The organism is Citrobacter sp. RHBSTW-00881 (genome assembly GCF_013728515.1).
GTDB lineage: Bacteria > Pseudomonadota > Gammaproteobacteria > Enterobacterales > Enterobacteriaceae > Citrobacter > Citrobacter braakii.
Genome location: NZ_CP056271.1, coordinates 25634 through 49004, shown reverse-complemented (window position 1 = coordinate 49004; position 23371 = coordinate 25634). Strand labels below are relative to the sequence as shown.

19 protein-coding genes and 5 pseudogenes are annotated in these 23371 nt (G+C 52.2%); 12 read left to right on the top strand and 12 right to left on the bottom strand.

Annotated features, from left to right (window positions below):
* The first annotated feature begins 302 nt into the window (after positions 1-302).
* The 3 genes from HV311_RS27120 (at position 303) to HV311_RS27110 (ending at position 2333) form a co-directional block, all read left to right on the top strand.
* Positions 303-1292, top strand: coding sequence for a recombinase family protein (locus tag HV311_RS27120; RefSeq protein WP_044715113.1), 990 nt, complete (start codon positions 303-305; stop codon positions 1290-1292).
* Between the two features lie 154 nt (positions 1293-1446).
* Positions 1447-2067 (top strand): ParA family partition ATPase, encoded by a 621-nt coding sequence (parA, locus tag HV311_RS27115; RefSeq protein ID WP_044715110.1) that lies wholly within the window; start codon positions 1447-1449, stop codon positions 2065-2067.
* A gap of 38 nt (positions 2068-2105) precedes the next feature.
* The gene (locus HV311_RS27110) at positions 2106-2333 is read left to right on the top strand and encodes a plasmid partition protein ParG (protein ID WP_191221245.1); all 228 of its coding nucleotides are present in this window, start codon (positions 2106-2108) and stop codon (positions 2331-2333) included.
* Between the two features lie 15 nt (positions 2334-2348).
* On the opposite strand, the gene HV311_RS27105 is transcribed toward HV311_RS27110, so the two are convergent.
* The 9 genes and pseudogenes from HV311_RS27105 to HV311_RS27065 all read right to left on the bottom strand — a co-directional run bounded on the left by HV311_RS27105 (position 2349) and on the right by HV311_RS27065 (position 9047).
* A protein-coding gene (locus HV311_RS27105) for an IS1-like element IS1B family transposase (protein ID WP_095033700.1) occupies positions 2349-3046 on the bottom strand; the annotation gives its coding sequence in 2 pieces (ribosomal slippage) (positions 2349-2797 and positions 2797-3046; 699 coding nt in all).
* Between the two features lie 33 nt (positions 3047-3079).
* Entirely contained in the window at positions 3080-3481 is a 402-nt protein-coding gene (locus tag HV311_RS27100) for a RidA family protein (protein WP_191221244.1), read from the bottom strand.
* A gap of 106 nt (positions 3482-3587) precedes the next feature.
* Positions 3588-4037 carry a hypothetical protein gene (locus HV311_RS27095; protein WP_004099042.1) on the bottom strand — a complete coding sequence of 150 codons (450 nt, stop codon included), beginning with the start codon at positions 4035-4037 and terminating at the stop codon, positions 3588-3590.
* An 87-nt stretch (positions 4038-4124) separates the two neighbouring features.
* On the bottom strand, positions 4125-4697 hold the full coding sequence (locus HV311_RS27090) for a hypothetical protein (protein ID WP_004099040.1): 573 nt from the start codon (positions 4695-4697) through the stop codon (positions 4125-4127).
* 91 nt (positions 4698-4788) lie between these two features.
* The gene (locus tag HV311_RS27085) at positions 4789-5757 is read right to left on the bottom strand and encodes a magnesium and cobalt transport protein CorA (protein WP_032640602.1); all 969 of its coding nucleotides are present in this window, start codon (positions 5755-5757) and stop codon (positions 4789-4791) included.
* The gene (locus HV311_RS27080) at positions 5754-6458 is read right to left on the bottom strand and encodes a glutathione S-transferase N-terminal domain-containing protein (protein ID WP_004099038.1); all 705 of its coding nucleotides are present in this window, start codon (positions 6456-6458) and stop codon (positions 5754-5756) included. The genes HV311_RS27085 and HV311_RS27080 overlap by 4 nt, the downstream gene beginning before the upstream one ends.
* 279 nt (positions 6459-6737) lie before the next feature.
* Positions 6738-7088 (bottom strand): annotated as a pseudogene (gene msrA / locus HV311_RS27075) (peptide-methionine (S)-S-oxide reductase MsrA); the annotation flags it as partial.
* A gap of 43 nt (positions 7089-7131) precedes the next feature.
* The gene (gene msrB / locus HV311_RS27070) at positions 7132-7575 is read right to left on the bottom strand and encodes a peptide-methionine (R)-S-oxide reductase MsrB (RefSeq protein WP_004099035.1); all 444 of its coding nucleotides are present in this window, start codon (positions 7573-7575) and stop codon (positions 7132-7134) included.
* A gap of 449 nt (positions 7576-8024) precedes the next feature.
* Complete coding sequence (locus HV311_RS27065; RefSeq protein ID WP_000156884.1) at positions 8025-9047, bottom strand: IS110-like element IS5708 family transposase; 1023 nt, start codon at positions 9045-9047, stop codon at positions 8025-8027.
* A gap of 195 nt (positions 9048-9242) precedes the next feature.
* Here HV311_RS27065 and HV311_RS27060 point away from each other — a divergent pair, with 195 nt between their 5' ends.
* The 4 genes and pseudogenes from HV311_RS27060 to HV311_RS27045 form a co-directional block, all read left to right on the top strand.
* A complete protein-coding gene (locus HV311_RS27060; protein ID WP_032242306.1) occupies positions 9243-9611 on the top strand; it encodes a hypothetical protein in 369 nt (122 codons plus the stop codon).
* Between the two features lie 285 nt (positions 9612-9896).
* The gene (locus HV311_RS27055; RefSeq protein ID WP_000156884.1) at positions 9897-10919 is read left to right on the top strand and encodes an IS110-like element IS5708 family transposase; all 1023 of its coding nucleotides are present in this window, start codon (positions 9897-9899) and stop codon (positions 10917-10919) included.
* Between the two features lie 334 nt (positions 10920-11253).
* Positions 11254-12258 (top strand): IS110-like element IS5075 family transposase, encoded by a 1005-nt coding sequence (locus HV311_RS27050; protein WP_000427614.1) that lies wholly within the window; start codon positions 11254-11256, stop codon positions 12256-12258.
* A 277-nt stretch (positions 12259-12535) separates the two neighbouring features.
* Positions 12536-13633 (top strand): annotated as a pseudogene (locus tag HV311_RS27045) (oligosaccharide MFS transporter); the annotation flags it as partial.
* An 83-nt stretch (positions 13634-13716) separates the two neighbouring features.
* Here HV311_RS27045 and HV311_RS27040 read toward each other — a convergent pair.
* Positions 13717-14286, bottom strand: coding sequence for a helix-turn-helix domain-containing protein (locus HV311_RS27040; protein WP_040190629.1), 570 nt, complete (start codon positions 14284-14286; stop codon positions 13717-13719).
* A 137-nt stretch (positions 14287-14423) separates the two neighbouring features.
* Between HV311_RS27040 and HV311_RS27035 the strand changes: the two are divergent.
* From HV311_RS27035 to HV311_RS27015, 5 genes and pseudogenes are all read left to right on the top strand, one after another.
* Positions 14424-14672: pseudogene (locus tag HV311_RS27035) on the top strand (transposase); the annotation flags it as partial.
* 64 nt (positions 14673-14736) lie between these two features.
* The gene (locus HV311_RS27030) at positions 14737-15888 is read left to right on the top strand and encodes an IS30 family transposase (RefSeq protein WP_048242354.1); all 1152 of its coding nucleotides are present in this window, start codon (positions 14737-14739) and stop codon (positions 15886-15888) included.
* A 9-nt stretch (positions 15889-15897) separates the two neighbouring features.
* Positions 15898-16326: pseudogene (locus tag HV311_RS27025) on the top strand (IS3 family transposase); the annotation flags it as partial.
* Positions 16327-16998: 672 nt separating this feature from the next.
* Positions 16999-18507: a group II intron reverse transcriptase/maturase gene (ltrA, locus tag HV311_RS27020; protein WP_001189111.1), complete on the top strand. Its 1509-nt coding sequence runs from the start codon at positions 16999-17001 to the stop codon at positions 18505-18507.
* 80 nt (positions 18508-18587) lie between these two features.
* Positions 18588-19064 (top strand): annotated as a pseudogene (locus HV311_RS27015) (IS3 family transposase); the annotation flags it as partial.
* 93 nt (positions 19065-19157) lie between these two features.
* Here HV311_RS27015 and pgm read toward each other — a convergent pair.
* Complete coding sequence (pgm, locus tag HV311_RS27010) at positions 19158-20801, bottom strand: phosphoglucomutase (alpha-D-glucose-1,6-bisphosphate-dependent) (protein ID WP_032743938.1); 1644 nt, start codon at positions 20799-20801, stop codon at positions 19158-19160.
* Positions 20802-20906: 105 nt separating this feature from the next.
* On the bottom strand, positions 20907-23354 hold the full coding sequence (gene glgP / locus HV311_RS27005) for a glycogen phosphorylase (protein WP_191221243.1): 2448 nt from the start codon (positions 23352-23354) through the stop codon (positions 20907-20909).
* Positions 23355-23371: the final 17 nt, after the last annotated feature.

Here is a 23371-nt window from a genome sequence, read left to right as displayed (position 1 = left end):
CATGTCTTTACGGTGTCTTTAACTTATAAAGATATAGGCGTCTTTATAGTGTCTTTATACTCTTTATGTTTTACGATGTAAATAGAGTATAAAGATAAGTGTGTCTTTATGTGTGCTTTACATGGTAAAGCTCATTATGGCTTTACGTTTGATTTACACCGTCTTTCTGATGTAACTGTAGGTGACGTGGTCACATAATGAATCATTTCTTTGGTTCGGTTTGAGTATACCTTCCTCGTACCACTGCAAGCTGGTACTGTTTAAACACACACGACACACTTAAACAGAACCGGTTCTCAAAAATGACCCAAACAGTACCGACCTGCTTTGTTCGCGCTTATCTTCGTGCCTCCACGTCCGAACAGGATGCATCACGAGCACGTAGCTCTATCGATACTTTCGCCACTGAGCACGGGCTGGCCATCTGTAACTATTATATTGAAAATGAGTCAGGTTCACGCCTGGAACGTCCTGAGCTTTTCCGGCTGCTGAAAGACTGTCGGCAGCGCGACATCTTACTTATTGAAGATGTTGACCGCCTTTCACGACTGGCCGGGAATGACTGGATCACGCTCAAGAAAATGATTGCCAGGAAAGATATAAGAGTCGTGGCCGTTAATGTTCCCACTACCTGGCTGCATTTATCTCCGGGGCTGACCGATTTTGATAACCGGATGTTTTCGGCCATCAATGACATGCTGCTCGATATGCTGGCCGCAGTGGCCAGACGCGACTATGAGCAGCGGCGGGAACGCCAGAAACAGGGGATCGCCAAAGCAAAAGCTGAGGGCAAATACCAGGGCAGAAAGGTTAACCAACATCGCTATGATGCCATTAACCGGCTGCTGGCCAGCGGCAGCTCCTGGAGCCAGGTTCAGAAGACCATCAATTGCAGTCGTGGCACCATTAGCCGGGCGATTAAACAGTGTCCCCCAGTTACAGCCCTCCCCTCTCTTTCCGGGCAGTCTGAGAGTGCTACCGCATTTTCCGTGACAGCCACACTGTGGGTGCCGGTGCAGAACGGCAGCAAATTTACCCGTGGGAAGAAAAAGGTCAGAGAAGATATTGCCTGGCTGGTTGAGTGCGACTATGACGGAAAGGTGTTGGACAACAATGAGTACAGCCTGATTTTTACGTATAGCGATGAGGCCGATTTGAAAGAGCAGATTGACGAACTTTTCGACGAGATATACCGCACAGCTGAGATACGTAACTGCGTGGTCGATGATATGACGCTAACCAATGATGCAACTAATCAGGGCTGGAATGAATACGATGGAGGTTGGCAATAATCTATTGAGAGAAGCCTAAACCAAAATTCCCGCCAGTTCCAACACTCAAAAAAAACACTCATATACTCATTTACACATAAAAAACACATTTACTCATTTGTGTTTTTGTGTATAATTAAACTCAAATGAGTAAACACACAAATGAGGTTTAGACATGAAAATTATCGCGTTCCTCAACCCTAAAGGTGGCTCCGGTAAAACGACTGCAACAATCAACGTCAGTAGCTGCCTTGCCAGTTCGGGTAAAAAAATTGCAGTTGTAGATACAGACCCACAGATGAGCCTGACTAACTGGAATAAAGCAGAGAAAGCAGCATTCGATGTTTACACCGCAGCATCAGAGAAAGACGTTTACCAGGTAAGAAAAGATCTGGCTGAATATGACTTTGTGATTATTGATGGAGCCGGTTCTCTGTCAGTTATTACTTCCGCAGCGGTGATGGTCAGCGACCTGATTATCATCCCGGTAACACCCAGCCCTTTGGATTTTTCCGCTGCCGGTTCTGTCGTCACGGTACTGGAAGCCCAGGCTTATAATCGTCCGGTAGAAGCTCGATTCCTCATCACACGGAAAATCGAACAAGCCACCATGCTTAACGTTCTGAAAGATAGCATTGCTCAGACGGGTATTAAGCCGTTTAAAACTGCGATCACACAACGCCAAAGTTACGTTAAATCCGTCATGGAGGGTGAGAGCGTTTTCGATACCAACGATGGAGCAGCAAAGGGCGAGATAGCCATTCTGACGCGAGAAATACTCGAATCATTTGAGTAAAAACTCATATACTCATTTCAGCATATTAGAGGTTATGTATGGCACTAACTAAGCAACATACATCAAAAACAATGAGTTTCGGTGAGCATCGAGATCTTGAAAAAATCGTCAATAGCACACCCACGGGAAAGCAAAAGAGAGTCAACGTTAACTTTGATGAAGAGATACATACCCGCTTCAAAGCTGCGTGTGCAAAACAAGGTACATCTATTACTGATGTGATAAAGGATTTGGTCGATAATTGGCTGAAAGAAAATGACAAGTAAGGTAATGACTCCAACTTATTGATAGTGTTTTATGTTCAGATAATGCCCGATGACTTTGTCATGCAGCTCCACCGATTTTGAGAACGACAGCGACTTCCGTCCCAGCCGTGCCAGGTGCTGTCTCAGATTCAGGTTATGCCGCTCAATTCGCTGCGTATATCGCTTGCTGATTACGTGCAGCTTTCCCTTCAGGCGGGATTCATACAGCGGCCAGCCATCCGTCATCCATATCACCACGTCAAAGGGTGACAGCAGGCTCATAAGACGCCCCAGCGTCGCCATAGTGCGTTCACCGAATACGTGCGCAACAACCGTCTTCCGGAGCCTGTCATACGCGTAAAACAGCCAGCGCTGGCGCGATTTAGCCCCGACGTATCCCCACTGTTCGTCCATTTCCGCGCAGACGATGACGTCACTGCCCGGCTGTATGCGCGAGGTTACCGACTGCGGCCTGAGTTTTTTAAATGGCGGAAAATCGTGTTGAGGCCAACGCCCATAATGCGGGCGGTTGCCCGGCATCCAACGCCATTCATGGCCATATCAATGATTTTCTGGTGCGTACCGGGTTGAGAAGCGGTGTAAGTGAACTGCAGTTGCCATGTTTTACGGCAGTGAGAGCAGAGATAGCGCTGATGTCCGGCGGTGCTTTTGCCGTTACGCACCACCCCGTCAGTAGCTGAACAGGAGGGACAGCTGATAGAAACAGAAGCCACTGGAGCACCTCAAAAACACCATCATACACTAAATCAGTAAGTTGGCAGCATCACCCGAATTTCGATACGCATGGTTGGAAGCCCCAGCGCTTCGATTCCCAACTGCGTCCAGATTGGAGCGCGGTCGGGCATGTAGTGGCGATACAGCTTGGCCATTGTTTCGTTGATCACGGGAGGGAATCCACCGACGTGATAGGAATTGACGTGGACCACATGCGGCCAGCGTGCTCCGGCGGTCGCGAGCGTCCGTTCCACGTTCTTGAACGCCTGCTCGATCTCTTCCTCAATCGACTCCGGAATGACGAGATCGTCGTTCCATCCGCCCTGTCCGGAGATCTCCACGCGGTCACCAATGCGCATTGCCTGAGAATAATGAAGCGCGTCATGCAGGCGCGTCCCGTATCCGGGGGTGATGAAGAATGAAGGTGTTGTCATGAGTTTGCCTTTGATGAGCCAGGTCAACGCGGCTGCAAGTGACCGTATGCATGCAGAAAGAGATGCAGGGCGTTCGGCACTAGCGCGCCGGCTGCGGTGGAGGGCTTTATTCCACGTCTTCTACGGTGAGGTCCCGGCCGTTGAACTGCACGGTCTCCCCGGCTCGGGCACCCTCGATCGCTTCGAAGATCGGCGCCATCGTGGAAATGCCCATGAGCTCACGCCCCTGACAGGTAAACTTGCTCGTTGACACCGCGATCACAAAGTGGCGGCCGGACAGCTTGACGACAGCGCCTTCGTTGACGGCCAACTTGGGGCCGAAATCGATCGTCCTGAGCTTTTCGAGTTTATTGGCGTAGTCATGGAGCGTGTCATCGAGCGCTTCAGCGAAGTCGCTCGCGACCTCGGCCTGAGCTAGTTCGTCGTTTTCGATCGGTTCGCTCCGATCGAGCCGAGCGGTAGAGACATAGTCCAGGTAGTTTTCGCGAGCGCTGTGCAACGCTGCTGTCTCCAGCAAGAGCATAGTTTCTCGTATGTGGTCCTTGTTCCAGTCCATAATCACCTCCTAATTTTCGATGTTCTTAAAGTTCAGCCTGCAGATGTGTGGGCCAGGAAGGCCAGCCTTTCCGGCTAAGCGACACCGCTATTCGTCGCTGATGACGTCTTCGCCCTGGTATGGAACCCTGATCAGCCGAGGATCTCGAATGATGCTCGTGACGAGCCAGACATATTCCTGCTCGGCGGTATCGAAGCCGAGGATGCTGAAGGATTGGCCGAAAGGGCATGGCGGGAAGTCTGGAAAGCCCTCGCGCAGAACGTAACGCTCGGGATCGCTGTGAAACTCGCTCTTGTAGACTTTCCGTAGTCCGTGCTTGCTCGGCGCGTCCTGGTCACCTGCCGGTGCTGTTTCCCGATGCGCCACAAGGCGCTCGGACAAGTCGCGGGGGCAGATTTCGTGGAACACGTCGAAGGCGTCGATCAACAGGCCTTTATGCTCTGTCGCCGGATCGGTGATCGCGTAGATGTTGGAGGCATCTTCGCCGTCGTCCCCGCTCTCGAGGCGCAACGCCGCATCGACGCGAATGCTGCATGCATCGAGGGTTGACCCTAGTTCGAGATCGACGAGATTGCCGTCCTTGACGCGGTATTCGCGGTCATAGCCTTTGGCGATGAATGACTGGACTGCTTCTAGAACGTCGGTCACCTGGGAGGTCATGGAAGCACCTTCATCTTGAACTGGATTGGACACGCTCGCGCACAAAGCGCGCTGTGACTCGGCGGACGGAGAAGCTCGCGAAGTGCGTTACTCATAGCCACTTGGCCTTCTTGAAGCGCATGAATAGGAGAAGGCAGAACACCGCTATCACTCCGAGCACGACGAAGTAGCCATATGGCGTGTCCAGTTCCGGCATGTGCTTGAAGTTCATGCCATATATTCCGGCGATCGCCGTCGGGACCGCCAAGATCGCCGCCCAGGCCGCGAGCTGGCGAGTGACCACACCGATCCTTTGCGCTTCCAGAAGGCTGCTGGCCTCGAAGACCGTGGACAGGACAAGCAGGAGGCCGTCGACCATGGACTGCACGCGGTGGACATGGTCCGCGACGTCGTGGAAATATGGTGTCATTTCGGCGCTGATGCAGGGAAAGTGGCCGCGAACGAGCTTTCGCACCAGCTCGGCCATAGCCCCGAGCGTGCGCTGGAACCGCGTGAGTTCGGACCTTAGTTCGAAGATTCGCGCCACCTCTTCTGGCTCGAGGAAATCGTGCAGCGACCGTCGCTCCATCGCCAGGACGTCGTCCTCGATCATTTCGAAGATGGGCAGATACTGGTCGACCACTCGGTGCAAGATCGCGTGCAGCACATAGTCGACACCCTTGCCGAACTGCGTCGGCGATGCCTCGAGTTGCTCCCGAAGTTTGCCCAGCGCTCCGGCATTGCCGTGCCGCACGGTGATAAGGTGATTGTGACCGGTGAAGATCGCCATCTTGCCGTAGCTGATCCGGTCGCCGACCAGCTCGGCGGTCTGGGCGACGACGTACAACTCATCGTTGTAGACCTCGAGCTTGGGCGGGCACAGCGGGTGCATGGCGTTGTCGATCGCCAAAGGATGGAGGTTATACGTCGTCTGGATCGCGCTGAGTTCGTCTGCGGTGGGCTCGCTAAGCGCGATCCAGCAGAAGCCCGAGCGATTCTCGTTTAGTTCGACGTGCTCATCGAGCCTGATTTCACGGACTCGCTTACCTTCGTTGTAATAATATGCGGCGATAATGGTCATGCAGGCCTCGCAGGAATTCGCAGGCCACGCTGTACAGCCGGTCGCGCCAGCCCGCGTTCGAGCCATGCCTGCACGTTCGAATAGCTGCTTAGGCCGAGGATGTCGCCCGCTGCGTAGAATTCGACCAGCGCATTCACCCAGCCAAACGTCGCAATGTCCGCGATCGAGTAATCATCGACAATCCATTCGCGGCCCTCCAGCCGGTGATCCAGGACCCCGAGAAGACGCCTGGATTCATCAACAAAGCGCTGCCGAGGTCGCTTGTCCTCATAGTCCTTGCCGGCAAATCGCAGGAAAAAGCCTAGCTGTCCGAAGGTCGGCCCAACGCCCGACACCTGAAAGAACACCCAGGCCAGAGTCTCGTACCGCTGGGCGGGTGTTGTTGAGATGAGCTGCCCCGTCTTGTCGGCCAGATAGATGAGGATCGCACCGGTTTCCCATATGCCAATGGGCTGGCCGTCAGGGCCAGCCGGATCGATGATCGCGGGTATGCGGCCGTTGGGATTCAACGACACGAACGCTGGATCCTTCGACTCGTTGTTCGAGATGTCGACGAAGTGGGGCTCATACGGCAGGCCAGTCTCCTCCAGCATCATCGAGACCTTGACGCCGTTGGGCGTGGGGGCCGCGTATAGTTGCAAGCGATCCGGATAAGATGCTGGCCAGCGCTGCGTGATGGGAAAGGAGGAGAGGTCTGTCATATCTGGATCCTGGCACTGCGACGGCGGCTGAATGGAATGATCTGCTTCAAGGCCGGGTTCGACGACCGCGTCGATTGACGCGGTCGTCGGAGGTTGCGAACCGGATCGGCGCGGCACTAACGGCAGCGAAGCCTGTTCCGCTGCAGCCCCGGCCGCAGGGCTCACATCGCCGGCCTCATGCCGCTTTGGAAGAACCCAGTCGGGACGGACGAAGTGGCAGGTGTAGCCGCCCGGCCGCTTCTCCAGATAATCCTGGTGATCGGGCTCGGCCTCCCAGAACTCGCCGACCGGCTGGACCTCGGTCACCACTTTGCCATCCCACAGCCCCGAGGCATCCACATCGGCGATCGTATCCTCGGCGACGCGCTTCTGCTCCTCGTCGACATAATAGATGCCCGACCGGTAGGAGAGCCCACGATCATTGCCCTGGCGGTTCAGCGTCGTCGGATCGTGGATCTGGAAGAAGAATTCCAGGATGTGCCGGTAGCTCGTCACTGTCGGGTCGAAGACAATCTCGATCCCCTCGGCATGCGTGCCGTGATTACGATACGTGGCGTTCGGAATATCGCCGCCCGTGTAACCCACACGGGTCGAGATGATGCCGGGCCGCTTGCGGATCAGATCCTGCATGCCCCAGAAACATCCTCCTGCGAGAACAGCGCGCTGATGCATGTTAAGCCTCCTCTACTTGATCGAGATATTCACCGTATCCCTCGGACTCCATCTCGTCGCGCGGGATGAAGCGAAGGGACGCAGAGTTGATGCAGTAGCGCAGACCGCCGCGGTCGGAAGGACCGTCCGGGAAAACGTGGCCCAGATGGCTGTCGGCGTGTACCGACCTGACCTCCGTCCGGACCATGCCGTGTGCACTGTCCCGCACCTCGTTCACGTTTGCCGGAACGATCGGCTTGGTGAAGCTGGGCCAGCCAGTACCCGAATCGAACTTGTCCGTTGAAGCGAACAGCGGCTCTCCCGACACTATGTCGACGTAGATGCCAGGCTCCTTGTTGTCGTTGTGCTCACCCGTGAAGGGCCTTTCGGTCCCCGAATCCTGGGTAATCCGGCGTTGCTCGGGGGTCAGGCGGTCAACTGCTGCCTGTGACTTCTCAAACTTCATGATAGTCTCCAATAATTAATCTAAATAGATGCGCGGAATAGTAGATCACTGAAAGGGAACTCAGCCCGGATTGTGCGATCTGATCAATCGCCAAACCAACCAAAACCACCAACCGGACTGAGCGATGCCGATCATAGCACCAATACCCCGTGGCGAACGAGGGGTCCGCTTGGAAAAAGGAAATTATCCTACTATAAGGGCTTCCCCGAACAGTCAACGCCGGTTTTTAATTTCTGTCTGTTCATCAATGAAAGGCAAGGGATAAGACTGCGCTACTATAAACGGTCATGCTGAATCGCTAGTGATTCGGACCCTGATGAAAGACGCTCGTGAGATCCTCCTTCGTTAATCGGATAGTGATATCCAGTAGGATATGCAGATACTTCTCACGGGGGTCTAACCCTTTACCATCAACAATTTACAGTTCAGTTACTACTCAGTTAAATTTTTCATGTTGTTGAATACAGTCTGAAGTCATCGCCGTAATGTAATGATGCCCAGCACAACCTCGCATTCTTGGCGGCGATTGCAACGACAGCACGCCAGTATCCCCGCCTACCAATCAACGAGCAGACCCAACGGCTAAACGGGTCCGTTCTATTCTCTGCCCCTACCATTACAGAACGGGCTCCCTGGACCAGTAGGGTTCGCAGATAGGCATCACCCGCTTTTGTTATCCTGCCAAGCTTTGATTTTCCGCCACTACTGTATTGTGATGGCGTTAGCCCCAACCAGGCTGCCAGTTGGCGCCCGTTCTTAAAATCATGGGCATTGCCAATACTGGCGACCAGCGCACTCGCTGTGGTGGGCCCAACACCTTTCAGTTCCATTAACTGCTGGCTGCGATGATCTGTTTTGGCCACACGAGATAATACCCTGTCATATTCGGCGATTTTCTCTTCAATATTAGTGACATGTGTCAATAGATCATCAATGCACAGCCTAACCTGTACTGGCAGAGTTTCCTTCTGGTCAGAAACAACATGACGCAGAGCATCAGTGCTTTGTGGGGCAATAACCCCGAATTCAGATATCAGGCCCCGAAGACGGTTATACGTTGCTGTTCTTTCCTGGATAAATCCCTGTCTTGTCCGATGTAAGCATTGCATTGCCTGCTGGCTTTCGTCTTTGACTGGTACAAAGCGCATATGCGGCCGCTGCACTGCCTCACAAATAGCTATTGCATCAGCTGCATCATTTTTCCCGGTCTTACCCGCCATGCGATAGGGTGAGACAAATTTCGGAGCCATCAACCGGACATCATGGCCATACTGCCTGAATAATCTTGCCCAATAGTGGGCACCCGAGCAGGCTTCCATTCCAATGACACAGGGAGGTAAACCTGCGATGAGTTCAGAAAGTGCTGCACGCGACACCTTGGGTTTAACCAGAACAGCTTTACCATTTTGGTCAATGCAGTGAACAGCAAACACATTTTTAGCAAGATCGATACCGACAGTGGTGATGGTCATAACGAATCCCTCTGGGTCAATGTTTATCCTATGATTGCACGAAAGTTAATCAGGCGCATATCTAGGGGAAGTCCCTTCCATTCGCTAAGCGCATTTTTTGCACAGATGGCTACCGACTGAACGTAACGTGTGAGTCATGATCAGAAATGTGTTAACTCTAGGAATTGACACGACTTACTGTTTGATGGGGAAATCATGTTTAGCTATCTCAAGGCTATGTATCATCAATCAAAAATTCAGGCTGAACTCAAGGCACAGATACATGAACAAACTACGGTTAATGCTATCTGTCATCACCCTGAATCAATCGAGATCATTGCGGTTTGTTCGACTGATGCGTATTACCGAAAACGTAAGGACGCTGCTTTTCTGACAACCTGTTCTGTGCTCATGCGTACTTTAAAAGATGAATCCGTACCGATGGTACTACGGAAAACAGCATGGCGATTATTGAACGAAAGATACCAACGAATTAAGTTAAATCAGGCTTATAGGATAGAAAATTTCTTGCTTGTTGCCGATTTTGAATATGCTCTCGAAGAACATGATGAACTAGCAGAGTAGTACTAGTGAGGCGATGAATACCGACAGTTAACGTGCATGTGACTTAAACGTCCGAAACCGAACGATTACGTACAGCATGTAGACAACATGTCCGAAAGTAAGCAAAACCATTAACGGACAGCCGGATCATTTCGTACATCCCTTACGGTCAGGGGTTCGCGCTCAATGGAACGAAATCACCCGTTAGCTTAAAACGCTTAACGAATGGAAGGGACTTCCCCTAGATATGCGCCTGATTAACTTTCGTGCAATCATAGGATAAACATTGACCCAGAGGGATTCGTTATGACCATCACCACTGTCGGTATCGATCTTGCTAAAAATGTGTTTGCTGTTCACTGCATTGACCAAAATGGTAAAGCTGTTCTGGTTAAACCCAAGGTGTCGCGTGCAGCACTTTCTGAACTCATCGCAGGTTTACCTCCCTGTGTCATTGGAATGGAAGCCTGCTCGGGTGCCCACTATTGGGCAAGATTATTCAGGCAGTATGGCCATGATGTCCGGTTGATGGCTCCGAAATTTGTCTCACCCTATCGCATGGCGGGTAAGACCGGGAAAAATGATGCAGCTGATGCAATAGCTATTTGTGAGGCAGTGCAGCGGCCGCATATGCGCTTTGTACCAGTCAAAGACGAAAGCCAGCAGGCAATGCAATGCTTACATCGGACAAGACAGGGATTTATCCAGGAAAGAACAGCAACGTATAACCGTCTTCGGGGCCTGATATCTGAATTCGGGGTTATTGCCCCACAAAGCACTGATGCTCTGCGTCATGTTGTTTCTGACCAGAAGGAAACTCTGCCAGTACAGGTTAGGCTGTGCATTGATGATCTATTGACACATGTCACTAATATTGAAGAGAAAATCGCCGAATATGACAGGGTATTATCTCGTGTGGCCAAAACAGATCATCGCAGCCAGCAGTTAATGGAACTGAAAGGTGTTGGGCCCACCACAGCGAGTGCGCTGGTCGCCAGTATTGGCAATGCCCATGATTTTAAGAACGGGCGCCAACTGGCAGCCTGGTTGGGGCTAACGCCATCACAATACAGTAGTGGCGGAAAATCAAAGCTTGGCAGGATAACAAAAGCGGGTGATGCCTATCTGCGAACCCTACTGGTCCAGGGAGCCCGTTCTGTAATGGTAGGGGCAGAGAATAGAACGGACCCGTTTAGCCGTTGGGTCTGCTCGTTGATTGGTAGGCGGGGATACTGGCGTGCTGTCGTTGCAATCGCCGCCAAGAATGCGAGGTTGTGCTGGGCATCATTACATTACGGCGATGACTTCAGACTGTATTCAACAACATGAAAAATTTAACTGAGTAGTAACTGAACTGTAAATTGTTGATGGTAAAGGGTTAGACCCCCGTGAGAAGTATCTGCATATCCTACTGGATATCACTATCCGATTAACGAAGGAGGATCTCACGAGCGTCTTTCATCAGGGTCCGAATCACTAGCGATTCAGCATGACCGTTTATAGTAGCGCAGTCTTATCCCTTGCCTTTCATTGATGAACAGACAGAAATTAAAAACCGGCGTTGACTGTTCGGGGAAGCCCTTATAGTAGGATAATTAATGAGATGGTCACTCCCTCCTTCCCAGTACTATGCTGAGGACAGGCTTTCATTCGGAGAACCATCATGGAAAACATTGCGCTTATTGGTATCGATCTGGGTAAGAACTCTTTCCATATTCATTGTCAGGATCATCGTGGGAAGGCCGTTTACCGTAAAAAATTCACCCGACCAAAGCTAATCGAATTTCTGGCGACATGCCCAGCAACAACCATCGCGATGGAAGCCTGTGGCGGTTCTCACTTTATGGCACGCAAGCTGGCAGAGTTAGGGCATTTTCCAAAGCTGATATCACCGCAATTTGTCCGCCCATTCGTTAAAAGCAACAAAAATGACTTCGTTGATGCTGAAGCTATCTGTGAAGCAGCATCACGTCCATCTATGCGTTTCGTGCAGCCCAGAACCGAATCTCAGCAGGCAATGCGAGCTCTGCATCGTGTCCGTGAATCCCTGGTTCAGGATAAGGTGAAAACAACTAATCAGATGCATGCTTTTCTGCTGGAATTTGGTATCAGCGTTCCGCGAGGTGCTGCCGTTATTAGTCGACTGAGTACCCTTCTTGAGGACAGTAGTTTGCCTCTTTATCTCAGCCAGTTACTGCTGAAATTACAACAGCATTATCACTATCTTGTTGAGCAGATTAAAGATCTGGAATCTCAGTTGAAACGAAAGTTGGACGAAGATGAGGTTGGACAGCGCTTGCTGAGTATTCCCTGCGTTGGAACGCTGACTGCCAGTACTATTTCAACTGAGATTGGCGACGGGAAGCAGTACGCCAGCAGCCGTGACTTTGCGGCGGCAACAGGGCTGGTACCCCGACAGTACAGCACGGGAGGTCGGACGACATTGTTAGGGATTAGCAAGCGGGGCAACAAAAAGATCCGAACTTTGTTGGTTCAGTGTGCCAGGGTATTCATACAAAAACTGGAACACCAGTCTGGCAAGTTGGCCGACTGGGTCAGGGAGTTGTTGTGTCGGAAAAGCAACTTTGTCGTCACCTGTGCTCTGGCAAACAAGCTGGCCAGAATAGCCTGGGCACTGACGGCGCGACAGCAAACTTACGAAGCATAAAGGCAGAAATACACCAGTTTAAACAATCATTCATCTGGTTTTGCGAATACTGATATTGATGATACAAACGGCCCACCGGCCTGTTGAGGAACCTGTAAAACGGAAAGGCTCGCTGAAGCCGTATATTTTCTGGAGGTTCATCAGGCGCGGAACTCATCGAGGCGCGGGAATAAAATCCCATTCAGACGCCGGATAGATTCAAGCAAGCCAACTTATCGTCAAAATCGGTGTTGCAAAAACGGGAGTGACCATAGATTCCGTTTTCCAAGCCGACCCCTACTCCGTCAATCAGTTTACCAGTATGATTTTTATGATTGGCTACGGAATAATCCAGGATAAACTCGGCCTCAAAAAGCATCTGATCTGGCTCCTGAGTGTCATTTTAGTTCTCACTGGTCCGTTCCTGATTTATATATATGAACCGCTGCTGCGGCACAACTTCTCGTTAGGTTTAGCGATCGGCTCATTGTTCTTTGGTATTGGCTACCTCGCCGGTTGCGGGTTACTGGATAGTTTCACTGAGAAAATGGCACGGGCATTTTGCTTTGAATACGGTACCGCCCGGGCGTGGGGCTCGTTTGGCTATGCGATTGGAGCCTTACTCGCCGGGATCTTTTTCGCCATCAATCCGCATATTAACTTCTGGCTGGTATCGCTGTTTGGTGTGTGCTTTATTATTATCAATATGTTATTTAAAAGCGAACAAACGGTCAGCGGTACTCACCACCTTGAAAAAGTGCACAAAGACGATTTTATCGCCGTCTTTAAAGATATTAAATTCTGGATTTTCGTGCTGTTCATCACCGGGACCTGGTCATTCTATAATATCTACGATCAGCAGATGTTTCCCGTGTTCTATGCCGGGTTGTTCTCATCCGTCGAGACCGGGACCCGGGTCTACGGCTATCTGAACTCCTTCCAGGTGGTGCTGGAAGCCATCGGAATGGCCGTCATCCCCTTCTTTGTAAACAAGGTGGGAGCGAAAAAAGCGCTGATTGCAGGAGGCATGATCATGATCTGTCGCATTCTGGTGTCAGCAACCTCAGAAAGCCCTTACATCATCTCGCTGATTAAGCTATTTCATGCGATTGAAGTACCGCTGTTTGTGATCTCGGTATTCAAATACAGCGTGTCCAACTTTGATTCTCGCTTATCTTCCACCATCTTCCTCGTGGGATTCCAGATCGCCAGCTCGCTGGGTATCGTGTTGTTATCGATCCCGGTGGGGATGTTGTTTGATGCGTTTGGCTACCATTTTGTATTCTATCTGTTCTCCGCCATCGTCTCGGTGATTCTTCTGTTTGGCGTGGTCTTCCTGAGCAATGGACGTAATACAGGCTCACGCAGTGCTGTGGTGCAAAACGAAACCTTATAATATTCGCGAGGCAATGTCGCCGCAGACATTGCCTTTTTCTTTGTCGTTTATCGATGGATAGTGTATCAGGAAAAATCCGTATCTCATTGAAGATGCAAATTTTTCCTGGCAAAGCTGTCAATGATGAGGCTTTTACAACGGTATATTTCACTTATTTTTGTGGCATTCAGTTTATGCAAAATAATATTGACATAAGACTGAACCGTTTTTATGGAGATTAGCAGGCGGCGGGAAATTTCCACCAGCGAGTAGCCATTTAAAATCAGATGGATGATATGCGCTTCTCTTTTGGTAAACGCCAACTTTTCCCTCTTCAGATGAATCCGCATTTTTTTAAAAACCTGCCTTATCATGAGATATTCATTACCTGTTAATTCGGTATCAATGAATACCGCTTCGCGATCTGCCCCCCTCATTCCTGACCGCGGTTTTAATAAAAAGATGATATTGACTGGTGAAATGTGCAGGTGTTTGAGACGCCCGGCATCGCAGGTTTTCAGCTCTGACTCCACAATCACCACATCGCTGTTGCTGAAAGCAATTTCGGTGATCCGGGAAAATAAAACCCTGTTGACGGAGAGGCTGTTGTCGCTAAACATACATTTCAGACCTTCAAGCATGAAATTATTATTGGTAACAACATAGATATTCATAGAGTCCCCGCAGCAATAACCTTTTGCGAATCGTACCGTTCCTTACGTTCTGACAAAGTGACGCCTGTACTGGTTGAATCGCCACGGGTTTAACAGACACCTCAGAGTCATTTAAGATGGCTTAAAGAGAGGTGCCCATGAGCGGTAAGCGTTATCCCGAAGAGTTTAAAATTGAAGCAGTCAAACAGGTTGTTGATCGCGGTTATTCTGTTGCCAGCGTTGCAACACGTCTCGATATCACCACCCACAGCCTTTACGCCTGGATAAAGAAGTACGGTCCGGATTCTTCCACTAATAAAGAAGAGTCAGATGCTCAGGCCGAGATCCGCCGTCTCCAGAAAGAGCTGAAGCGGGTTACCGACGAACGGGACATATTAAAAAAAGCCGCTGTAGATTCAATTGGTCAACGCAACAGTCATGTGAAAACATGGAGTTGCGGAGGATTTTTGAATGAGACGGACATTTACAGCAAAGGAAAAAGCATCTGTTTTTGAACTGTGGAAGAACGGAACAGGCTTCAGTGAGATAGCTAATATCCTGGGTTCGAAACCAGGAACAATCTTCACCATGTTAAGAGATACTGGCGGCATAAAACCCAATGAGCGCAAGCGGGCTGTAGCTCACCTGACGCTGTCTGAGCGCGAGGAAATACGAGCTGGTTTGTCAGCCAAAATGAGCATTCGTGCGATAGCGACTGCGCTTAATCGTAGTCCTTCGACGATCTCACGTGAAGTTCAGCGTAATCGAGGCAGGCGCTATTACAAAGCTGTTGATGCTAATAACCGGGCCAACAGAATGGCGAAAAGACCAAAACCGTGCTTACTGGATCAGAATTTACCGTTGCGGGAGCTTGTCCTGGAAAAGCTGGAGATGAAGTGGTCTCCAGAGCAAATATCCGGATGGTTAAGGCGAACAAAACCGCGTCAAAAAACACTGCGAATATCACCTGAGACAATTTATAAAACCCTGTACTTTCGTAGCCGTGAAGCGCTACACCACCTGAATGTACAGCATCTGCGCCGGTCGCATAGCCTTCGTCATGGCAGACGCCATACCCGCAAAGGTGAAAGAGGTACGATCAACATAGTGAACGGAACGCCAATTCACGAACGCTCCCGGCATATCGATAACAGACGCTCTCTGGGGCACTGGGAAGGCGATTTAGTATCAGGCACAAAAAACTCGCATATAGCCACACTTGTAGACCGAAAATCACGTTATACGATCATCCTTAGGCTCAGGGGCAAAGATTCTTTCTCAGTGAATCAGGCTCTTACCGACAAATTCCTGAGCTTGCCGCCTGAACTCCGGCAATCACTGACATGGGACAGAGGAATGGAGCTGGCCAGGCATCTGGAATTTACTGGCAGCACCGGAGTTAAAGTTTACTTCTGCGATCCTCAGAGTCCCTGGCAGCGGGGAACAAACGAGAACACTAATGGGCTAATTCGACAGTACTTTCCCAAAAAGACATGTCTTGCCCAATATACTCAACATGAGCTGGATCAGGTTGCAGCTCAGCTAAACAATAGACCGAGAAAGACACTGAAGTTCAAAACACCGAAAGAGATAATTGAAAAGGGTGTTGCGTTGACAGATTGAATCTACAGCGGCGTACTTCGCAAAGCTGTCCGACTGAGGTACGCCTTTATCCGTGACAACACCTGTTGCTGGCCTGTTCGCCTGCTCTGTCGGGTGCTGGATGTTCATCCCAGTGGTTTTTACGCCTGGCTTCAGCAGCCGCATTCACAACGCCATCAGGCAGACCTGAGACTGACAGGACAGATTAAACAGTTCTGGCTGGAATCGGGATGCGTCTATGGTTATCGCAAAATCCATCTGGATCTGCGGGACAGCGGGCAACAGTGCGGAGTGAACAGAGTCTGGCGACTGATGAAACGTGTCGGGATAAAGGCTCAGATCGGATACCGGAGCCCGCGGGCACGTAAAGGCGAGGCCAGTATCGTGTCGCCCAACAGGCTCCAGCGACAGTTCAACCCGGATGCTCCGGATGAGCGTTGGGTAACGGACATAACCTACAGTGTGCCCGGAGTTCAGGGCGGGCATGGATGCTTAAATGAACCGCGAGTCTGTCTGGAATATTGAACCGGTAACTCACGATGAGAAACCCAACAATCCCACCGGGTGTGACGGTGGAGAACCTGAGCGGCAGTGACCTGCGGCATGCCCGCAGGGTGATGTAACCCGCTGACAACGGGGATTGAGGCGAGATCACTAAGCCGAGATGATCCTCAAGGTTAAGTACTGAAAGGCTGAAGAACATGAACCCGTTAATCCGCCTCTGTGGGTTGAAAACGTCACCACGGCCTACGTGATCTGACAGGCCGTGCAGGAGGAACTGGCAGTGATACGTAAGCACTGCCGGTCGAAGGTGTTTTGACATGTATGCGAAACACCGGGGCAGCAGCGTCTATCACGCTTGCGTTGCTGACTTCTGCCAACTTGCGGCAAGCAAGGATAAAGAGTGCGACGGGCAGCCTCCTCAGTATGCCTGAGTCCAGGCAGGTAAACCGGGGAAGGTCAGCGACGGATGTTAAGGGGGCATGGCTCCGATGACGCGCTGGCTGGCGGAGCTTCCGTAGTAGTCCGCGATGGGGAAAGCCCATTACATGGCGAAGGGAAGCAGTTTGAATGTGTTTGCGACGTGAATTAACTGACCTAACGAGGTGAAGACCTTTGATAATCAGCGAAATGCAACGCAAGCTTGCCACATGGGCAGCCACCGATCCGTCCCTACGGATTCAACGGCTGCTGCGTCTGATAACACAACCAGAATGGCTGGCTGAAGCGGCGCGGATCACGCTTTCATCAAAGGGGGCCCATACCCCCGGCGTTGATGGCGTGAACAAAACAATGCTACAGGCCAGACTGGCTGTTGAGCTGCAAATCCTCAGGGATGAATTACTCTCAGGCCACTACCAGCCCTTGCCCGCCAGACGGGTTTACATCCCTAAAAGCAACGGCAAACTGCGACCACTGGGTATCCCCGCGTTGCGGGATCGTATTGTTCAGCGGGCCATGCTGATGGCGATGGAGCCGATATGGGAGAGTGATTTTCATACGCTCTCATATGGCTTCCGGCCTGAGCGCAGTGTCCACCACGCGATCCGCACGGTGAAATTACAGCTCACAGACTGTGGTGAAACCCGGGGACGCTGGGTGATTGAAGGCGACCTGTCCAGTTACTTCGACACCGTACATCATCGACTGCTGATGAAGGCTGTACGCCGCAGGATCAGTGACGCACGTTTCATGACTCTGCTGTGGAAAACCATCAAGGCGGGACATATCGATGTCGGTCTCTTTCGGGCGGCCAGTGAAGGTGTACCACAGGGCGGTGTTATATCGCCGCTATTATCGAACATCATGCTGAATGAGTTCGATCAATACCTGCATGAGCGCTACCTGAGCGGGAAAGCCAGAAAAGATCGGTGGTACTGGAATAACAGTATCCAACGGGGCCGAAGTACGGCGGTCAGAGAAAACTGGCAGTGGAAACCCGCGGTGGCGTACTGCCGCTATGCCGATGATTTTGTCCTCATCGTCAAAGGCACCAAAGCACAGGCGGAAGCCATCAGGGAGGAGTGTCGGGGTGTGCTCGAAGGCAGTCTGAAACTCAGGCTGAACATGGATAAGACTAAAATCACCCATGTTAATGACGGCTTTATCTTTCTGGGGCACAGGATCATTCGCAAACGCAGTCGTTATGGCGAGATGCGAGTGGTCTCAACGATCCCGCAGGAGAAAGCCAGAAACTTCGCCGCATCGCTGACAGCACTGTTATCAGGCAACTACAGTGAAAGCAAAGTCGATATGGCTGAACAACTCAACCGAAAACTGAAAGGCTGGGCCATGTTCTATCAGTTCGTTGATTTTAAGGCCAAAGTCTTCAGTTATATCGACCGTGTCGTGTTCTGGAAGCTGGCTCACTGGCTGGCCCGCAAATACCGTACAGGTATCGCTTCCCTGATGAGGTGGTGGTGTAAATCACCGAAACCGGGTCAGAGCAAAACGTGGGTTTTATTTGGTAAAACCAATCACGGCAAGCTCAGCGGCGAAATACTGTACCGGTTGGTGGGGCAAGGCAAGAAGCTGTTCCGCTGGCGGCTACCCGAAGGTAATCCCTATCTGAGGACGGAGACCAGAAACACGTATACATCGCGCTTTACAGAAGTGGCAATGGCGTTCGCCAGCATTTAAATGGAGAGCCGGATGCGCTGAAAGGTGCACGTCCGGTTCGGGGAGGAGAGGCAGGGAAATAGTCCGACTACGCCCTGCCTCTTACTCTACTCAGGACCCACGAAGGCTGGCTGTATCTTGCCGTGGTTGTTGATCTGTTCTCACGCAAAATTATCGGCTGGTCCATGCAATCCCGGATGACAAAGGACATTGTCCTGAACGCACTGCTGATGGCTGTATGGCGGCGTAATCCCCAAAAACAGGTGCTGGTTCATTCGGATCAGGGCAGTCAGTACACAAGCCATGAGTGGCAGTCGTTCCTGAAATCACACGGCCTGGAGGGCAGCATGAGCCGTCGCGGTAACTGCCATGATAATGCGGTTGCAGAAAGCTTTTTCCAGTTGTTGAAACGCGAACGGATAAAGAAAAAGATCTACGGAACGCGGGAAGAAGCCCGCAGCGATATTTTTGATTACATCGAAATGTTTTATAACAGTAAGCGTCGGCATGGTTCTAGCGATCAGATGTCACCGACAGAATATGAAAACCAGTATTATCAACGGCTCGGAAGTGTCTAGATTATCCGTGGCGATTCAGGTGTCGGCGTAGAAGTGAATTTCATCGCCGGTTAACTGTGACGTACCCCGGCTCCCCGGAGTACGTCAGTTGCTCTAATGGTGCGCTGCTAGCACGCTATTTACGATTTCCACCGCTTCTTTCTCGATCTGCTTACGATGTGCTTCACCGAGGAAGCTCTCGCAGTAGATCTTGTAAGCGTCTTCCGTACCTGACGGACGTGCGGCGAACCAGCCGTTGTCGGTCATCACTTTCAGACCACCAATCGATGCGCCGTTGCCCGGCGCGGCGGTCAGACGTGCGGTGATCGGGTCGCCGGCCAGCTGGCTGGCGCTGACCATTTCCGGCGACAGCTTCGACAGCGCCGCTTTCTGTGCGGAAGTGGCCGAAGCCTGCAGACGGTTATAGCTTGGCGCGCCGAAGCGGGCAGCCAGCTCGTCGTAGTGCTCCTGCGGGTTTTTACCGGTGACGGCGGTGATTTCTGCCGCCAGCAGGCACATGATGATCCCGTCTTTGTCGGTCGACCACGGGGTTCCGTCAAAACGCAGGAACGAGGCGCCCGCGCTCTCTTCGCCGCCGAAGCCGAAGCTGCCGTCGAACAGACCGTCAACAAACCATTTAAAGCCCACCGGCACTTCCACCAGCTTACGGCCGAGGTCGTTCACCACGCGATCGATCATCGCCGAGGAGACCAGCGTCTTACCGACGGCGACATCCTGGCCCCACTGCGGACGATGCCGGAACAGGTAGTTAATCGCCACCGCCAGATAGTGGTTCGGGTTCATCAGACCTGCCGGCGTGACGATGCCGTGACGGTCATAATCCGGATCGTTAGCGAAAGCCAGATCGAACTTATCGCGCAGCGCCAGCAGCCCTGCCATCGCGCACTCCGAAGAGCAGTCCATGCGAATGGCGCCGTCTTTATCAAGGTGCATAAAGCGGAAGGTTTGATCGACGTGATCGTTGACGATGGTCAGATCGAGCTTGTAGTGCCCGGCGATACGCTTCCAGTATTCGATACCGGACCCGCCCAGCGGATCGACCCCGAGCCTGAGGCCGGCTTTCTGAATCGCCGCCATATCGACGATATCCGCCAGTCCTTCAATAAACGGCTGCACCAGATCCTGCTCTTTGACATGACCGGATGCCAGTGCCGCGTCGAGGGAGAGGCGCCTGACGCCCTGCAGACCCGAGGCCAGCAGTTCGTTAGCGCGATTCTCGACCACTTTGGTGACGTTGGTATCCGCCGGGCCGCCGTTCGGCGGGTTGTACTTGATACCGCCATCTTCCGGCGGGTTATGCGACGGCGTAATCACGATGCCGTCCGCCAGCGGACCGCCTTTTTTGTTGTGCACCAGGATGGCATTGGAAATGGCCGGCGTCGGGGTAAAACCGTTGTTTTCCTGCACGATAACATCAACGCCGTTGGCTGCCAGCACTTCAAGAACCGAAATAAAGGCCGGTTCGGAGAGCGCGTGGGTATCTTTACCTACGTAGCAGGGACCGGTAATCCCGTTCTTCGCGCGGTCTTCCGCAATCGCCTGAGCGATCGCCAGAATATGCTGCTCATTGAAGTTATGGCGCCCTGCGCTGCCACGATGGCCAGAGGTGCCAAACTTCACCGCATGCTCCGCGTTGCCCGCTTCCGGCTTCAGTACGTAGTACTGCGCGGTCAGCTGAGCGACGTTAATCAAATCACTTTGTTGCGCAGGCTCCCCTGCGCGTTTACTGTCCGTCATTTTTCTCTCCTGTCATATCCGTCAGGCTTATTAATGTGTTTCTGCTGGATCGCTCACCGATGGTGCCCCCCTTTCCCCCGGCGCTCCCGGGGGCGCGAATGTGGCCTAGAGCTGCGTTTTGTCGATATACCAGATCTTTTGCGCATACTCCCGCACCGTACGGTCCGATGAGAAATAGCCCATGTTGGTAATGTTGTGCATTGTTTTGGCGGTCCACTCTTCCGGGGTTCGGTAGAGCGCATCCACCCTGTCCTGACAGTCAACATAGCTGCGGTAATCGGCCAGAACCTGATAGTGGTCGCCAAAGTTAATCAGCGAATCCAGCAGACCGCGATAGCGGTCCGGCTCCTGTGGGCTGAACACCCCGGTCCCCATCTGGGTCAGCGCCTGGCGCAACTCTTCATCATGGTCGTAGTAATCATGCGGCTGGTAGCCGTTGCTGCGCAGCGCCTCAACCTGTTCGGCGGTATTACCGAAGATAAAGATATTCTCCTCCCCCACGTGCTCCAGCATTTCAACGTTGGCGCCGTCCAGCGTGCCAATGGTCAGCGCACCGTTGAGGGCTAATTTCATGTTACTGGTCCCGGAGGCTTCGGTCCCTGCCAGCGAAATCTGCTCAGAAAGATCCGCGGCCGGAATGATGGTCTGCGCCAGACTGACGCTGTAGTTGGGAATGAACACCACCTTTAACTTGTCGCCGATCTGCGGATCGCTGTTGATGACTTTGGCTACATCGTTAATCAGATGGATTATCTGTTTTGCCGTGTGGTAAGCGGATGCGGCTTTGCCGGCGAAAATCACCACTCGCGGCACCCAGTCGGCCTGCGGGTCAGCCTTGATACGGTTATAGCGGGTGATCACGTGCAGCACATTCATCAGCTGGCGTTTGTATTCGTGAATGCGCTTAATTTGCACATCAAACAGCGCCTTCGGATTAACCACCACCCCCAGCTGGCGGGCAATATAATCGGCCAGCCGCTGTTTATTCGCCAGTTTGGCTTCGCTGACGGCCTGGTTAACCAGCGGATAATCCTGATATTCCCCCAGTTCACTCAGCTGGCTTAAATCTGTGCGCCAGGTCTGGCCAATATAACGGTCCAGAACCCCGGAAAGGGACGGATTAGCGGCCGCCAGCCAGCGGCGCGGCGTGACACCGTTGGTGACGTTGGTGAAGCGTCGCGGAAAGATTTTGGCGAAATCGGCAAATAGCGACTCCACCATCAGCCGGGAGTGCAGTTCCGACACGCCGTTAACCTTGTGACTGACCACTACCGCCAGCCAGGCCATCCGCACGCGGCGACCGTTGGACTCATCAATAATCGAGGTCCGGCTCAGCAACGCCATATCATCGGGATAGTGCTCCTGCATCGTTTTCAGAAAATAGTCATTAATCTCGAAGATAATCTGCAAATGGCGCGGCAGGATTTTCCCCAGCATATCGACCGGCCAGGTCTCCAGCGCTTCGCTCATCAGGGTATGGTTGGTGTAGGAGAAGACCCGACAGGTCACCTCAAACGCGTCATCCCAGCTGAAGCGGTGTTCGTCAATCAGCAGACGCATCAGCTCCGGGATCGACAGCACCGGATGGGTGTCATTGAGGTGGATAGCAATTTTATCCGCCAGGTTGTCATAGGTTTGATACAGCTGGTAATGGCGGGTGAGGATGTCCTGTACCGTCGCCGAAACAAGGAAATACTCCTGCCGCAGGCGCAGTTCACGCCCGGAATAGGTCGAGTCGTCCGGGTAAAGCACGCGGGAAACGTTCTCAGAGTGGTTCTTATCCTCCACGGCGGCGAAATAGTCCCCCTGGTTAAATTTACCGAGATTAATTTCACTGCTGGCCTGAGCACTCCACAAACGCAGGGTGTTGGTGGCATCGGTATCATAACCCGGGATAATCTGATCGTAGGCCACGGCAATAATTTCTTCGGTTTCCAGCCAGCGCGAGTTTTTGCCCTCATGTTGAACACGTCCGCCAAAGCGCACGGTATAGCGGGTTTTATGGCGCTCGAATTCCCACGGGTTACCGTACTCCAGCCAGTAGTCCGGTGACTCCATCTGCCGGCCGTCGATGATGTTTTGCTTGAACATGCCGTAGTCGTAGCGGATACCATAGCCGCGGCCTGGCAGCCCCAGTGTGGCCAGGGAATCGAGAAAACAGGCCGCCAGACGACCGAGACCGCCGTTGCCCAGCCCCGGATCGTTCTCCTCATCAATCAGCTCTTCCAGATCCAGCCCCATCCCTGCCAGAGCCGTTTTCACATCCTCATAGATGCCCAGCGACAATAAGGCATTAGAGAGGGTACGGCCGATGAGAAACTCCATCGACAGATAATAAACCTGCCGGGCCTGCTGCGAGATCCGCGCCCGATGCGCCCGCAGCCAACGTTCTACCAGCCGATCGCGCACGGCGAACAGCGTGGCGTTGAGCCATTCATGCTTATTGGCAAGTGAGGGATCTTTACCAAGAATAAACATGAGCTTATAAGCGATAGCATGCTGTAGCGCTTCTTCATTCAGACTGGGTGAAATATAACTTAAGCGTGGTTCCATTTTTCTTATCCGTAGCA

Excerpts from the sequence above, each read along its gene's own strand:
- HV311_RS27080 (WP_004099038.1), bottom strand. The coding sequence starts at position 6,458 with ATGACAGACCTCTCCTCCTTTCCCATCACGCAGCGCTGGCCAGCATCT.
- HV311_RS27100 (WP_191221244.1), bottom strand. The coding sequence starts at position 3,481 with ATGACAACACCTTCATTCTTCATCACCCCCGGATACGGGACGCGCCTG.
- HV311_RS27030 (WP_048242354.1), top strand. The coding sequence starts at position 14,737 with ATGAGACGGACATTTACAGCAAAGGAAAAAGCATCTGTTTTTGAACTG.
- HV311_RS27050 (WP_000427614.1), top strand. The coding sequence starts at position 11,254 with ATGGAAAACATTGCGCTTATTGGTATCGATCTGGGTAAGAACTCTTTC.
- HV311_RS27110 (WP_191221245.1), top strand. The coding sequence starts at position 2,106 with ATGGCACTAACTAAGCAACATACATCAAAAACAATGAGTTTCGGTGAG.
- msrB (WP_004099035.1), bottom strand. The coding sequence starts at position 7,575 with ATGAAGTTTGAGAAGTCACAGGCAGCAGTTGACCGCCTGACCCCCGAG.
- HV311_RS27060 (WP_032242306.1), top strand. The coding sequence starts at position 9,243 with ATGTTTAGCTATCTCAAGGCTATGTATCATCAATCAAAAATTCAGGCT.
- HV311_RS27055 (WP_000156884.1), top strand. The coding sequence starts at position 9,897 with ATGACCATCACCACTGTCGGTATCGATCTTGCTAAAAATGTGTTTGCT.
- HV311_RS27065 (WP_000156884.1), bottom strand. The coding sequence starts at position 9,047 with ATGACCATCACCACTGTCGGTATCGATCTTGCTAAAAATGTGTTTGCT.
- HV311_RS27095 (WP_004099042.1), bottom strand. The coding sequence starts at position 4,037 with ATGGACTGGAACAAGGACCACATACGAGAAACTATGCTCTTGCTGGAG.
- pgm (WP_032743938.1), bottom strand. The coding sequence starts at position 20,801 with ATGACGGACAGTAAACGCGCAGGGGAGCCTGCGCAACAAAGTGATTTG.
- HV311_RS27090 (WP_004099040.1), bottom strand. The coding sequence starts at position 4,697 with ATGACCTCCCAGGTGACCGACGTTCTAGAAGCAGTCCAGTCATTCATC.
- ltrA (WP_001189111.1), top strand. The coding sequence starts at position 16,999 with ATGCAACGCAAGCTTGCCACATGGGCAGCCACCGATCCGTCCCTACGG.
- HV311_RS27085 (WP_032640602.1), bottom strand. The coding sequence starts at position 5,757 with ATGACCATTATCGCCGCATATTATTACAACGAAGGTAAGCGAGTCCGT.
- glgP (WP_191221243.1), bottom strand. The coding sequence starts at position 23,354 with ATGGAACCACGCTTAAGTTATATTTCACCCAGTCTGAATGAAGAAGCG.
- HV311_RS27040 (WP_040190629.1), bottom strand. The coding sequence starts at position 14,286 with ATGAATATCTATGTTGTTACCAATAATAATTTCATGCTTGAAGGTCTG.
- HV311_RS27120 (WP_044715113.1), top strand. The coding sequence starts at position 303 with ATGACCCAAACAGTACCGACCTGCTTTGTTCGCGCTTATCTTCGTGCC.
- parA (WP_044715110.1), top strand. The coding sequence starts at position 1,447 with ATGAAAATTATCGCGTTCCTCAACCCTAAAGGTGGCTCCGGTAAAACG.